At 69.3% G+C, this 13,474-nt stretch carries 10 protein-coding genes; 7 read left to right on the forward strand and 3 right to left on the reverse strand.

Going from position 1 to position 13,474, the window contains the following annotated elements; translation table 11 throughout:
- The first annotated feature begins 81 nt into the window (after window positions 1-81).
- The 4 genes from JIX56_RS01685 (at window position 82) to JIX56_RS47590 (ending at window position 5,168) form a co-directional block, all read left to right on the forward strand.
- On the forward strand, window positions 82-1,161 hold the full coding sequence (locus tag JIX56_RS01685) for an amidohydrolase family protein (RefSeq protein WP_257536953.1): 1,080 nt from the start codon (window positions 82-84) through the stop codon (window positions 1,159-1,161).
- A 22-nt stretch (window positions 1,162-1,183) separates the two neighbouring features.
- On the forward strand, window positions 1,184-3,613 hold the full coding sequence (locus JIX56_RS01690) for a bifunctional acetate--CoA ligase family protein/GNAT family N-acetyltransferase (protein ID WP_257536954.1): 2,430 nt from the start codon (window positions 1,184-1,186) through the stop codon (window positions 3,611-3,613).
- Window positions 3,610-4,584: an LLM class flavin-dependent oxidoreductase gene (locus JIX56_RS01695; protein WP_306819813.1), complete on the forward strand. Its 975-nt coding sequence runs from the start codon at window positions 3,610-3,612 to the stop codon at window positions 4,582-4,584. The genes JIX56_RS01690 and JIX56_RS01695 overlap by 4 nt, the downstream gene beginning before the upstream one ends.
- 62 nt (window positions 4,585-4,646) lie before the next feature.
- Window positions 4,647-5,168 (forward strand): PaaI family thioesterase, encoded by a 522-nt coding sequence (locus tag JIX56_RS47590; protein WP_306819814.1) that lies wholly within the window; start codon window positions 4,647-4,649, stop codon window positions 5,166-5,168.
- A 33-nt stretch (window positions 5,169-5,201) separates the two neighbouring features.
- Here JIX56_RS47590 and lpdA read toward each other — a convergent pair whose 3' ends face one another.
- On the reverse strand, window positions 5,202-6,614 hold the full coding sequence (gene lpdA, locus JIX56_RS01710; RefSeq protein WP_257536955.1) for a dihydrolipoyl dehydrogenase: 1,413 nt from the start codon (window positions 6,612-6,614) through the stop codon (window positions 5,202-5,204).
- Window positions 6,615-6,924: 310 nt separating this feature from the next.
- Here lpdA and JIX56_RS01715 point away from each other — a divergent pair, with 310 nt between their 5' ends.
- From JIX56_RS01715 to JIX56_RS01725, 3 genes are all read left to right on the forward strand, one after another.
- Window positions 6,925-7,389, forward strand: coding sequence for a winged helix-turn-helix transcriptional regulator (locus JIX56_RS01715; RefSeq protein WP_257536956.1), 465 nt, complete (start codon window positions 6,925-6,927; stop codon window positions 7,387-7,389).
- Window positions 7,390-7,738: 349 nt separating this feature from the next.
- Complete coding sequence (locus JIX56_RS01720; protein ID WP_257536957.1) at window positions 7,739-9,082, forward strand: SCP2 sterol-binding domain-containing protein; 1,344 nt, start codon at window positions 7,739-7,741, stop codon at window positions 9,080-9,082.
- Window positions 9,083-9,158: 76 nt separating this feature from the next.
- A complete protein-coding gene (locus tag JIX56_RS01725) occupies window positions 9,159-10,121 on the forward strand; it encodes a PDR/VanB family oxidoreductase (RefSeq protein ID WP_257536958.1) in 963 nt (320 codons plus the stop codon).
- Window positions 10,122-10,348: 227 nt separating this feature from the next.
- Here the strand turns inward: JIX56_RS01725 and JIX56_RS01730 are convergent, their stop codons facing one another.
- Entirely contained in the window at window positions 10,349-11,257 is a 909-nt protein-coding gene (locus JIX56_RS01730) for an NAD(P)H-binding protein (protein WP_443031738.1), read from the reverse strand.
- A 464-nt stretch (window positions 11,258-11,721) separates the two neighbouring features.
- On the reverse strand, window positions 11,722-13,416 hold the full coding sequence (locus tag JIX56_RS01735) for a CocE/NonD family hydrolase (protein ID WP_257536960.1): 1,695 nt from the start codon (window positions 13,414-13,416) through the stop codon (window positions 11,722-11,724).
- Window positions 13,417-13,474: the final 58 nt, after the last annotated feature.

Below are 13,474 nucleotides of genomic sequence, written 5' to 3' on the forward strand. Positions count from 1 at the left end.
TTTCGCACCCCGGCCTTCCCTTCGACCAGCCATACCACTAAAATCGCTAACTGATTACATCCATTGACCCGAAGGAGCGTCATGTCGAAGATCTGGGTCAACTCGGGGGACTCGCACGTGATGGAACCCGCCGATGTGTGGACCGAGAGGCTGTCGGCGCGGCTCGGCGCCCGGGCCCCCCGCAGCGAGCGCGGCGAGAAGTACGAGATGCTCTACATCGACGGCGAACGCATCGACCGCCAGCTCGGCGACTTCATGGACGCGATGCGCCCGCCGGGCGCCTGGGATCTGAAGGTCCGCCTCAAGGACCTCGACCAGGAGGGCGTGTGGGGCCAACTGGCCTTCCCGTCCATGGGGTTCTGGCTGGTGTCGATCACCGACCGGGAGCTCGCCCGGGAGACCGTACGGGCCTGGAACGACTGGGCGCACGAGGAGATCCTCAGCAAGAACAAGCGCGTCATCACCACCGCCTGTGTCTCGACCGCCGACATCGACGACGCGGTCGCCGAGCTGGAGCGGGCGGCGGAGATGGGCTTCCAGTGTGTCTTCCTCCCGTGCTCGACACGGGAGGGCGAGGAGTACGCCCTCGACCGCTGGGAGCCGCTGTGGACCGCGGCCGAGCGGGCGGGCATGGTGCTCGGCTTCCACATCGGCACGGGCGGACAGAACGTCGTCTTCCGCGGACCCGGCGGCGCGGTCGTCAACTACATGGAGACGACCTACCCGGGCATGCGGGTGGTGTCCCACCTGGTCGCGGGCGGCGCCCTGGACCGTCACCCGGACCTCAAGATCCTCATCGCTGAAGGCGGCGCAGGCTGGGTGCCCGCCATCGGGGACCGGATGGACGAGGCGTACCGCCAGCACGGCATGTTCGTCCGGCCCAAGCTGAGCCGGCTGCCCAGCGAGATCATCAGGCAGCAGGTGTACGCCTCCTTCCAGCACGACAAGAGCTCGGTGGAGATCGTCGAGTCGACGGGCTACCGCAACGTGATGTGGGGCGACGACTACCCCCACCTCGAAGGCACGTACGGGCACACCCAGTCCACCCTCCACGACCTGTTCGACGGCGTGTCCGACGACATCCGCGAGCGTGTCACGCGCGGCACGTTCAACGAGCTCTTCCGGCTGCCGGAGCAGACTCCCCAGGAAGCGGCCGTCTGAGCGGCAGCAAGGCGAACCGACGGTGACCACTCCCCCGTACCCCTCGTATCCCGACGACCTGGAACGGCCCGGACTCGTCAGGACCGGACGGTCGACGTTCCTCAGGCCCATCCGGCCCGAGGACGCCGACCGCCTGGTCGCCTTCGTCGGCAGCCTGTCCCGGGCCACCCTCGCCTACCGTTCCCTCGGCCCGGTGGTCCGCGCCCGCGACGACGTCATCCGGCGCGGCGCGCACGTGGACTACCTCAACGAACTGGCCCTCGTCGCCCTGGCCGGCGACGAGATCGCCGGACTGGTCCGCTACGTCCGCGACCCGGAGGACCCGGAGCACGCCGAGGTCACCTTCACCATCCGGGACGACCACCAGAGCGAGGGGTTCGGCCGGCTGCTCCTGGAGCACATCGCCGCCGCCGCGCGTGCCCGGGGCATCCGGGTGCTGGAGGCCGACGTCCTCGCCGACAACACCCGGATGATCAACGTCTTCCTCGGCTCCGGCTACCGGATCGAGACCGGCCCGCCCGGCCAGATCATCCACTTCGAGATCGCCATCGACCCGCAGGCCCTGGCCGTCGCGCGGGCCGAGCGCCGCGAGCACACGGCCGTACGGCGTTCCCTGCGGCCCCTGCTCGAACCACGGTCGGTCGCCGTGATCGGCGCCAACCGCGACCCGCTGACGATCGGCCACGAGATCGTGGCCAACCTGCTGCGGGGCGGCTTCGACGGCAGCGTGTTCCCGGTCAACCCACGGGCCGACGAGATCGCCGGGGTACGGGCGTACGCCGGGGTGCGCGACCTTCCCGAGGCGCCGGACCTGGCCCTGGTGGCCGTACGGGCCGGGGCCGTGCCCGGGGTCGTACGGGAGTGCGCGGAGGCCGGGGTCAAGGCGGTGGTCGTCGTCTCGTCGGGCTTCGGGGAGACGGGAACCGACGGACGGGCCGCGGAACTCGACCTGGCCCGTTTCGCCCGTGCCTCCGGGATGCGCCTGGTGGGCCCGAACTGCATGGGCGTCGTCAACACGACCCCCGCGGCGCGGCTGGCCGCGACCTTCTCGCCCGCCCTGCCGGCGCCGGGCCGGGTGGCGATGTCCAGCCAGTCCGGGCCGCTGGGGCTCGCGGTGCTCGACTTCGCCAAGCGACTGCGGCTCGGTTTCTCCGGGTTCGTCTCGGTGGGGCACGCGGTGGACGTGTCCACCAACGACCTGCTGCAGTGGTGGGAGGAGGACCCGGCGACCTCGGTGATCCTGCTGCACGTCGAGACCTTCGGCAATCCCCGCCGGTTCGCCCGCATCGCCCGCCGGATCGCGCCGCGCAAGCCGATCGTCGCGGTGCATCCGGGTCACGCGGACTCGGCGGTGAGTTCACTGTTCGCCCAGTCCGGCGTGATCCGCACCCGCAGCCTCCAGGAACTGTTCGACGTCGCCCTTCTCCTCGCCCACCAGCCGCCCCCGCCCGGCGACCGGGTCGCCGTGATCACCAACGCGGGCGGGCCCGCGGCGCTGACGGTCGGCGCCTGCGCGGCGAGCGGTCTGCGCGTACCCGCACTCGGCGAGCACACCCGGCAGCGGCTCGCTTCCGCCCTCTCGCCCCATGCCGACGTCGCCAACCCGATCGACCTGACCCCCACGGCCACGGCCGCCCAGTACCGGCAGGCACTGGACGCGGTCCTGGCCGACGACGACATCGACGCGGCCGTCGTCCTGTTCATGCCCCCGCTGGCGGACAAGCCCGACGAGGTGGCGTCGGCGATCCTCGACGCCGCCGCGGCCCGGCCCGACAAGCCGGTGGTGGCCAGCTTCCTCGGCGGTGCGGGCGTCGCCGATCTCCTGCACCGGGGTGACCTGGTGGTACCGACGTACACGTTCCCCGAGGCGGCGGCCGCCTCGCTCGGCCACGCGGCGGCCTACCAGGCCTGGCGCAGCACCCCCGCGGGCGTTGTCCCGGATCTCGCCGGCGTCGACACCGAGCGCGCCCGCTCGCTGATCGCGGCCGGCGCTCCCGGCCCGCTCCCGGCGGCGGTCACCGCCGAGTTGCTGGCCTCGTACGGGATCGCTCTGCGCGAGACAGGCCCGGGCGCGGGCCCGGACGCGTTCCTCTCCGTCGGCGCCGACCCGGTCTTCGGTCCGGTGGTCTCCTTCGGCCTCACCGGGGACTACGCCGACCTCATGGCGGACGTCGCGCACCGCGTCACTCCGCTCAGCGACCGCGACGCCCGGGAGATGGTCCGCTCACTGCGGGCGGCCCCCCTGCTGGACGGCCGGGCGGGCGGGCCGGGGGTGGATCTCGCGGCCCTGGAGGAGACCGTCCTGCGGATCTCGGCGATGGTCGAGGACCACCCCGAGATCGAGGCGCTGGAACTGCGCCCCGTACGACTTCTACCACCCGGGGACGGAGTCGCCGTCGCACACGCGACGATCCGGCTGGCGGACAACACCACAGGAGGCAGCCCGGCATGAAGGTGGGCATCTACTTCGATATGCGCAACCCCCCGCCGTGGCAGCGGAGTTGGTCACGGGTGTACGGCTTCGCGCTGGAGATGTGCGAGGAGGCGGACCGGCTGGGCATCGACTCGGTCTGGTTCTCCGAACATCACGGCTTCGAGGACGGTTACCTCCCCCAGCCGCTCACCATGGCGGCCGCTGCCGCCGCCCGCACCCGGCACGTACGCCTGGGCACCGCGGTCGTCCCGGCACCGCTGCACGCGGCCCCCGAGATCGCCGAACAGGCCGCGATCGTCGACATCATCAGCGACGGCCGCCTCGACCTCGGGCTGGGTACCGGCTACCGGGTGCCCGAGTACCGGCTGTACGGGGCCGACCTCACCAAGCGCTACACCACGACCGACCAGCGGGTACGCGACATCCGCGCCCTGTGGGCCGAGTCCCTGGTCACCCCCGGCCCGGTCCAGAACCCGCTGCCGATCTGGCTCGGCTACCAGGGACCGCAGGGCGCCAGACGGGCCGGCCGGCTCGGCACCGGGCTGCTGTCGCTCAACCCGGCGCTCCTGACGCCGTACCGGGAAGGCCTCGCCGAGAGCGGATACGACGTGTCGGCGGCCCGGATGCAGGGCTCGTTCACCACGTTCGTCACCGAGGACCCCGAGGGCGACTGGCCGGTGGTCCGCACACACCTCGCGTACCAGTGGAACAGCTACCGCCGCTACATGGTCGAGGGGACCGATCAGCCGGCCCCCCGCCCCATCGACCCCGAGAAGTGGCGGGAGACGGGGCTGAGCGCGACCGGCGTCGGCCAGTTCCTGTACGGCACCCCGCAGGAGACCGCCGACGCCATCCGGGCGTACGTGGCAGGGTTGCCGGTGGAGGGGGTGTTCCTGTGGGCCTCGCTGGCCGGGATGCCCGAGGACATGGTGGCCCGCCAGGTCCAGCTCATCGCGGGGAAGCTGCGCCCGCTGCTCGCCGATCTCTGACACTCCGATGCCGGCCCCGCGCGGGTCGGCCCCCCCCGATGCCCGACAAGAGGAGTCACACCATGTCCGCGACGACACCGACGGGGCCCTGGGCCGGGGCGGACTTCCAGGAGCCGCCCCGGACCCCGGGCGGGGTGGCCCTGTGCGGGGCGTGCCGCGCCGCCGGGTCCTGCCGGCTGGGGGTGGAGCGCGAGCGGCTCGACGAGGACGGGGCGGCGTGGTTCGAGCTGTCCTGTCCGCGTGACCAGGAGGGCGGGCCCGAGGTCGCGCACGGCGGCTGGACCGCCGCCGTCCTGGACGACTGTCTCGGCCATCTGCCGCTGCTGCACCGGGTGTTGAGCGTGACGGCGGAACTGACCGTCAGCTTCGTGAAGCCGGTGCCCGTGGAACGGCCGCTGGAGGTCCGGGCCTGGGTGGAGAAGCGGGAGGGCAGGCGCTGGTACATCGCGGGCGAGATGGTGCTCCTGCCGACGCGCGCCGTCCTGGCCCGGGCCTCCGGGATCTGGGTGACCCGGGACCCGGGCCACTTCGCCCGGCACCAGGAGTGGCTGGCAGGACAGGACGCGGACGGGGCGTCGCGGTAGGAGACGAGGCCGGTCAGGGCATGGCGGTGATCGCTACATGTTGATCATGTGACCCGCGAGGCCGTGTACGGCTTCCTTGACCGCCTCGCCGAGGGTGGGGTGGGCGTGGACGTTGCGAGCGACCTCGTGGACCGTGAGGTCCCACTGCTGGGCCAGAGTCAGCTCGGGCAGCAGTTCGGTGACGTCCGGGCCGATGAGGTGGCCGCCGAGGAGCTCGCCGTACTTGGCGTCGCTGATCAGCTTCACGAAGCCGGTCGCATCGCCCAGGCCGTGTGCCTTGGCGTTCGCGGTGAACGGGAACTTCGCCACCCGCACGTCGAAGCCCTTCTCCCTCGCCTGCGCCTCGGTGTAGCCGAAGCTGGCGATCTGCGGCTGGCAGAAGGTGGCGCGCGGGATCATCGCGTAGTCCAGCTCCATGGTCTCCGCGTCCGCGATCGTCTCGGCGGCGACGACGCCCATCGCCTCGGCGGCGTGCGCGAGCATCAGCTTCGCGGTGACGTCACCGATGGCGTAGATGTGCGGAACGGAGGTGCGGCAGCGGCCGTCGACGTCGATCGCGCCGCGATCGGTGACCCGCACTCCCGTGTTCTCCAGCCCGTAACCGGTGACGTTCGGCGCGAAGCCGATCGCCTGCAGGACCTTGTCCGCCTCCAGGACCTGCTGAGCCCCGTCCTTGGCGGTGACGGTGACCCGCACCTGCGGACCGGATTCGTCGATCGACTCGACGCGGGTCGAGGTCAGTACGTCGATGCCCAACTTGCGGTACTGCTTGGCGAGTTCAGCGGAGACCTCGATGTCCTCCAGTGGGGCGACCCGGTCCAGGAACTCGACGACGGTGACCTTCACGCCGTAGTTGTGCAGGATGTAGGCGAACTCGATGCCGATGGCCCCGGCGCCCGCGATGACGATCGACTGCGGCAGGTCCTCGGCGAGGATCTGCTCCTCGAATGTCACCACGCGCGATGTACGGCGGGTGCCGGGCAGCAGCTTGGGGGTCGCCCCAGCGGCGATGATGCAGTGATCGAAGCCGATCGTGCGGGTGTTCCCGTCGTAGTCGGCCACCTGGAGCGCGTGCGGGTCGAGGAACGTGCCGCGACCGCTGATTTCCGTGATCTTGTTCTTCTTCATCAGGTAGTGGACGCCCTTGACCCGGCCGTCCGCGACCTTCCGGCTACGGCGGTAGGCCTCCCCGTAGTCGAAGGAGACCTGTCCGTCGACCTTGATGCCGAAGGTCTTCGCCTCACGGGTGAAGACGTGGGCGAGTTCGGCATTACGCAGCAGGGCCTTGGTGGGAATGCAGCCCACGTTCAGGCAGACGCCGCCCCAGTACTTCTCCTCCACGACCGCCACCCGCTTGCCCAGCTGGGCAGCCCGGATGGCGGCCACATATCCGCCAGGTCCCGCGCCGAGTACAACGACGTCGAAATGTTCACCCTGCTCGTCCATGGACGGTTCCTTTCCGCTGGGGCGTCCGGCTCCACGTGAGGGCCGGTCCGCTCCCGGTCGAACGACGTGTTCACCAACTCAGTCAACTCAGTCGCGTGGTTCAACACTTCTGTGCCGTGATCAATGCCGACTCACATCATCGACGGAGGACCTGCGCCTCGTCGACTTCGTGTACTCCGGCCTCGGCGGCACCGAGCCTGGGAGTGTCGAGCCCAAAGGCCGCGAAGTGTGGGGTGAGCACCGACCGGACTGTCCGGCGCCCGACCCCCGAGTCCGTCAGTTGCGTGGAGCAACGTGCTAGATTCACAGCATGTTGGGCCAGACATACGACAATCAGCTGTGCTCCATCGCCCGGACTCTGGAGGTTGTGGGCGAGCGCTGGACCTTGCTGATCATTCGCGACGCGCAGCTCGGGCTGCGCCGGTTCGAGGAGTTTCAGGACAGCCTCGGCATCGCCCGCAATGTGCTGACGAACCGCCTCACCAAGCTGGTCGACGAGGGACTGCTGGATCGGGTCTGCTATCAGGAGCGGCCCGCCCGCTATGAGTACCGGCCGACGAGCAAGGCCCAGGACTTGCTCACCGCCGTGCTCGCCTTGATGCACTGGGGCGATGAGCACGCCGCGGATCCGGCCGGCCCGCCGAGGATCACCAGCCACGTGGGGTGCGGGGGCAACGTTCGGGAACAGCTCGTGTGCACCGAATGCGGACAAGCGGTGGGCCCGGACGCCGTTCTCCTGCTTCCCGGCCCGGCGCTCACCGACTCCCAGGCCTGACATCCATGCCGTGAGTGTCGATCAGACACTCAACGATGTTCCTCTCCCCGCAGAGGGCCTGCGTCGCGACTGACGGACGGGTCACCCGTGCTTTCCGCGGGCCGACTACGCGCCGTCTCCGGTTCGACCCGTCGTCCGGACCGGTGCGGGGCGGCCGACGGGTCGGCGGACCCGTACTTTGCTCAGCACAGGGATGATCCGCGCGCCGTCCGCGGCCCGCCCCGCTGCGGCGTCTCAGTACAGGTGGATCACGACTCGACACCACCAAGTTGCTTCACGAAACTCTCGACGACTAGGGTGCGAGTTGCTTCATGAAACTTGTAAGCCCACCCCCGTGAGGTGACGCTCGATGGCCAAGAAAAAGCTCGAAGACCATCCCACCGTCGTCCAAGCCCGCCGACGCGACCGCACCGCCGTCCGGCCCGCCGAGCCGCTGGATGCGTCGTGGCTGCGCCAGCTGTGTCTCGACGCGGGTGCGGACGACGTCGGCTTCGTCGAGATCGGCCGGCCGGACATCGCCGACCAGCGAGAGGACCTGGACGCCGCGCTGCCGGGTGTCCGAACGTTGATCAGCATCGTGTCCCGAATGAACCGGGAGAACGTCCGCACTCCTGCGCGCTCGGTCGCCAACCTGGAGTTCCATCACACCGGCGACCACTCCAACGAGGTCGGCCGGCACGTGGTGGGCAAGCTGGAAGCGGCGGGCGTGCGCGCCATCAACCCCGCGATGGGCTTTCCGATGGAGATGGACAAGTTCCCCAGGAAGGCGTGGGTCGTCTCGCACAAGCCCGTCGCCGTGGCAGCGGGGCTCGGCAAGATGGGCATCCACCGCAACGTCATCCACCCCAAATTCGGCAACTTCATCCTGCTGGGCACCATCCTCATCGACGCCGAGGTCAGCGAATACACCCGGCCTATCGAGTACAACCCCTGCCTGGAATGCAAGCTGTGCGTGACAGCCTGCCCGACCGGGGCGATCGCCTCCGACGGTCATTTCAACTTCTCCGCCTGCTACACGCACAACTACCGCGAGTTCATGGGTGGCTTCGGCGACTGGGCCGAGCAGGTCGCAGAAAGCCGTAACGCCCATGACTACCGGGCGCGAGTGAGCGACAGCGAGAGCGCCTCGATGTGGCAGAGCCTGTCCTTCGGCGCCAACTACAAGGCGGCCTACTGCATGTCGGTCTGCCCGGCCGGCGAGGACGTCATCGGCCCCTGGCTGGACGATCGCAAGGCACATCTGACCCAGGTCGTGCGCCCACTGCTGGACAAGGAAGAGACCGTCTACGTCGTCCCGGGTTCCGACGCCGAGCAGCATGTGGCCGCCCGGTTCCCGCACAAGCGCACGAAGCATGTAGCGATGAGCCTGCGAGCGAACAGCATCGACGGCCTGGTGGAAGGCCTGCCGCTGATCTTTCAGCGCGAACAGGCCAAGGACATGTCCGCCACCTACCATTTCACCTTCACCGGCGACGAATCCCGGCAGATCACCGTGACCATCCGCGACCGCGAACTCGATGTCGCCGACGGACATCACGGTGAACCGGATCTCAGGATCACCGCCGATACGCGGACCTGGCTGCGTTTCCTCAGCAAGCCTTCGCTGTTGGCGTGGGCACTGGTGCGTCGCCAGATCAAGCTGCAGGGATCCCCCCGACTGCTGCGCGACTTCGGCCGTTGCTTCCCGTCCTGATCGGCCGGAAAAGGACCCATCAGTTCCCGTCAGAACCCCTCACCGAATCATCACTGTAAGAAATGGAAGGCCGGTCATGAGCACTCTCAGCACGGAAGTCGAGCTCGACCTCGTGTTGGAACGTAAGGAAACGATCGCCGAAGGTGTCGTGCTGCTGACGTTGCGCGACCCGCGAGGCCGTCCGCTGCCGGAATGGCAGCCGGGAGCACACATCGACCTGATACTGCGAGCCGACCTGGTCAGGCAGTATTCACTGTGCGGGGACCCGGGGGACCGGTCCCGTCTTCAGGTCGCGGTGCTGCGTGAACCGGAAAGCCGCGGCGGGTCGAGTTACGTGCACGACGTGCTCACGGAAGGTGAGTCGGTGCGCATTCGCGGGCCACGCAACCACTTTCCGCTCGTGAAGGCCAAGAACTACCTGTTCATCGCAGGCGGAATCGGGATCACCCCCATCCTGCCCATGGTGGCAGCCGTCCACGCGAGCCGCGCCGACTGGCGCCTCGTCTACGGGGGCCGCACCCGGGCTTCGATGGCGTTCGGCGAGACTCTGCAGCGGGCCTACGGCGACCGGGTGAGCCTGCGGCCGCAGGATGAATACGGGCTGCTGGACCTGCCTTCGCTGCTCGGCAAACCGCAACGGAAGACAGCCGTCTACAGCTGCGGTCCGGAACCGCTGCTCGCGGCGGTCGAATCCGGCTGCGAGAAGTGGCCGAGCGGAGCCCTGCACCTGGAGCGCTTCGCCCCGAAGAAGGACGTCACCGCCGGCCCGCTCACGACCTTCGAGGTCGAACTGGCCCAGTCCGGCAAGACACTGAAGATCTCAGAGGACATGTCCATCCTTGAGGCCGTCGAAAATGCCGGTGTGCCGGTGATGACCTCGTGCGAGGAGGGAATCTGCGGAACCTGCGAGACGACGGTGTTGTCCGGGGAGATCGACCACCGCGACTCGGTCCTGAACGACGAGGATCGCGCCGCGGGCAACACCATGATGATCTGCGTCTCCCGAGCCAAGGGCGACCGCCTGGTCCTGGAGCTCTGATCCACTTCGGGGCAACTCATCCCGCCGCAGGGCGCCGCCTGACCGTGAGGTCAGGCGGCGCCCTGCGGCGATACGCCACGTACGCAGGCAGAAGACCACGGGCCTGGCCTACGGCGGGTGTGTGGCGGCCGGTGTTGAAGGGCCGCTCCGCCCTCAACCGGGTGCGCCCCACCGGCGTCCTCAGGCGGAGGACGCCGGTGGGGCGTCATGGTGCTGCTCCGGGCGGCTCAGTTGCTCAGGGCAGCCGCCAGCTCCTGGATGCGCGGATGATTCTCCAGCGCCCACCGCACGGTCTTCGGCGGGCGCCCGAGCAGGGTTTCCAGCTGGTCGGTGACACCGCGGTACCCGCCGCCGCCCATCAGCCGGGTCAGGGTCTTCAGGTGCGCCGCGGTGTGCGGATACTCGGCCAGGTTGCTGTCCACGAAGGTCTCGTTCCAGGTTTCGATGTCTTCGGGAACGTAGACGACCTCGCGTCCCAGCACGGCCGCGAAGTCCTCCGCGAACCCGTGCATGTCCTTCGCTTCCGGACCGTTGAGCTCGTAGGACTTCGAGATGTGCGGCGCCGGGTCGGCCAGGATCTTCGCGGCCACCTCCGCCACGTCGTATCCCGCGACGGGCGCGAGCCGGTGGTGGCCGAAGGGAAGGCGCAGTTCACCCTTGCTCAGCGGCTCCAGCGCCAGCCAGGTCATCAGGGGGTTCTCTACGAACATGGCCCCCCGGATGTTGACGGTCGGGAGGCCGGACCACTCCAGCACCCGCTCGGCGATCCAGTGGGCCCGCTGCTGCGGCGACCACTCCGTGATGTTCCCGCCGAGCCACGCACGCCGCTCGTCCTCCGGTGCGGTCATCTTCTCGACCGTCATGAAGGACTGCTCGAACTCGGAGATGTTGACGAAGACCTCGATGTCGCCCTTGGCCCGTGCCGCCGCGGCCATCAGGCTGACGGCGTCGGTGTAGTACGGCGACAGGCTCATGCTGAAGTAGATGCGCCGGACACCCTTCAGCGCGGCGGTCACGTCGGCGATATTGAGCAGGTCACCGACGAAGACCTCGGCCCCGGCCTGACGCAGCGAGTCCGCGCGTTCGTCGTCCCGCCGCACGAACGCGCGCACCGGGTGCCCTTGTTCAAGCAGCATGTCGACCATCGTTCGGCTCACGCCACCGATTGCTCCGCCTGCACCGGTGATCAGGATGGGATTGCGCTCCGACATCGATATGTCCTCTGTCTGGTTGGGGGGTTTGGGTCGGTTGTTCAGAAAGCCCAGGGTGTGGTCGGCGACCGTCTTGGGCTGCTTTGGGGTGCAGGGGGTGTCCTGCAGGGGGACGGCGGTCCGCGCGCGGCCGTTCTTGGAGATGGCGTGCGTCGACGCCGTCGTTCAGCGCGGTGGCAGGCCGGGGCCGGTCAGGACTCCTGGGCCGGGGAGGGCTTGAAGGCGAAGTCGTCGAACTCGATGGCCGCTTCGACGTCGGCCTTGGGCCCGGTTCCAGCACGCTCACACTCAACGAGGGGCCCCCGTCCGGGCTGCGCCGGCACCGCGCTCGTCAGCTCCTCGACCAGCAGTCGCCCATGGGTAACTCCCCCGCTGCCTACCGGGTCTTGTCAGGCCGGAACCACCACGGGCAGGACTATGCGGGACGGCCGGGCGAGGTCGTGGAAGACCTGCTGCCGGGCCACTCGGGCGGTGGTCGCGTTCTCCTCGGGTTCGCCCGTGTTGAGGTTGCGGTCCCAGCGGGGGAAGTTGCTGGAGGTGACCTGGACCCGTATCCGGTGCCCCGCCCGGAAGACGATGCTGGTCGACCACAGGTCCACGACGTGCTCGGCCGGCTCACCCGGTGTCGCCGCGCGGACCCGCACGATGCCGTCGGTCACATTGCGGGAGACGCCGTTCTCGTCGACGTCGCACAGACGGGCCACCCAGTCGGTCGAGGGTCCGTCGGTGGCCGCGAAGAGCACCGCCCGGACGCGGCCGGTCACCTCGACGTCTTCGGTGAGCGGTTCGGTGGTGAAGACCAGGACGTCATCGCGCGCCTCCACGGCCGTCTGGTCGAGCGGCCCGGGACGGAACTCGTCGGTCCCCAGGAGCCCGCCACCCATGAGGAGCGCGCCGCCGGTGGTGGGTACCGGGTCCATGGGGTCGTAGGTGAACTCCTCGGCCTGCTCGGCGGTGGACGGCGGCTCCTGCGTCAGGCTTCCGTCCGCGCGCAGGTGGAAGTCCGTGTCCACCGCCCGCGACAGGGGCCATTCCGTCTCCTCGCGCCACTGGTTGATGCCCATGACGAACAGCAGCACGTTGCCCGTGTCCGGCTCCAGCGGCTCGCCGTCGCCGAGCGTGCGCTGGTACCAGTCGAGCTGCATGTCGTGCAGACGTCCGCGCATGCCCATGAAGTCGGAGTTCGCGGCGAACCCGAAGTTGACGTCCCCGACCACATGCCGCCAGTTGGTGTGGGACCACGGGCCCATCACCAGCGTGGCGGACCGGCCGGCGCGGCGCATGGCGGTGAAGTTGTCGAGCGTGCCCTGGCCGAAGATGTCGAACCAGCCGCCGACCTGGAAGGTGGGCAGATCGACCTCGCCGTGCCGGCCCGCGACCCGGCAGGAAGCCGCCCACTCGGGCTCGCGCCGGGAACGCTCGTAGCCCAGCTCGGGCAGGTCGTGCCGGGCGAACGCAGGGAACCGCCCGGCGGGCAGCTCCCCGTAACCGCCGCTCGCCAGACCGTCGAAGTCCTGTATGAGCCCGGTGATGCCGTTCACGAGACCTTCAAGGTCGGTGCTGTGTCGGCGCATCAGGGTGTCGGCCCCCTGCAGGAGCGACCAGGGCACGCTGAGGCCGAGCTCGATCGCACCGCCGCGCGTCCACAGCCCGTCGTCCGGATCGGACCACGTGATCATCGGCGCGATCGCCTTCAGCTCCGGCGGCTTCGACAGCGCCGCCATCCACTGGGTGTTACCGAAGTAGCTGCCGCCGATCATGCCGACGGAGCCGTTCGAACCGGGCAGGGCACCAGCCCACCGTACGGTGTCGTACCCGTCGCTCTCCTCGTACGTCCACGGCTCCCACTCCCCCTCGGAGGCGAACCGGCCACGGGTGTCCTGGACGACCACCATGAAGCCACGCCGGGCCGCCGCCACGGCATCGAGCATGACGACCATCATGGGCGTGTGCTTGCCGTACGGCAGCCGACTCAGCAGCACCGGCCACGGTCCGTTGCCGCCGGGCCGGTAGACGTCCGCGCGCAGCACGGTGCCGTCCCGCATCTCCGCCGGGACATCGAACTCGATCTGAATCTCCGTCATGCGCTGCTCCTTTGCGTGCCACGACGTCTTCACTCGTCATGGTCGAGTCGGGTCCACC

It is taken from the genome of Streptomyces sp. CA-210063, from assembly GCF_024612015.1.
Lineage (GTDB): Bacteria > Actinomycetota > Actinomycetes > Streptomycetales > Streptomycetaceae > Streptomyces.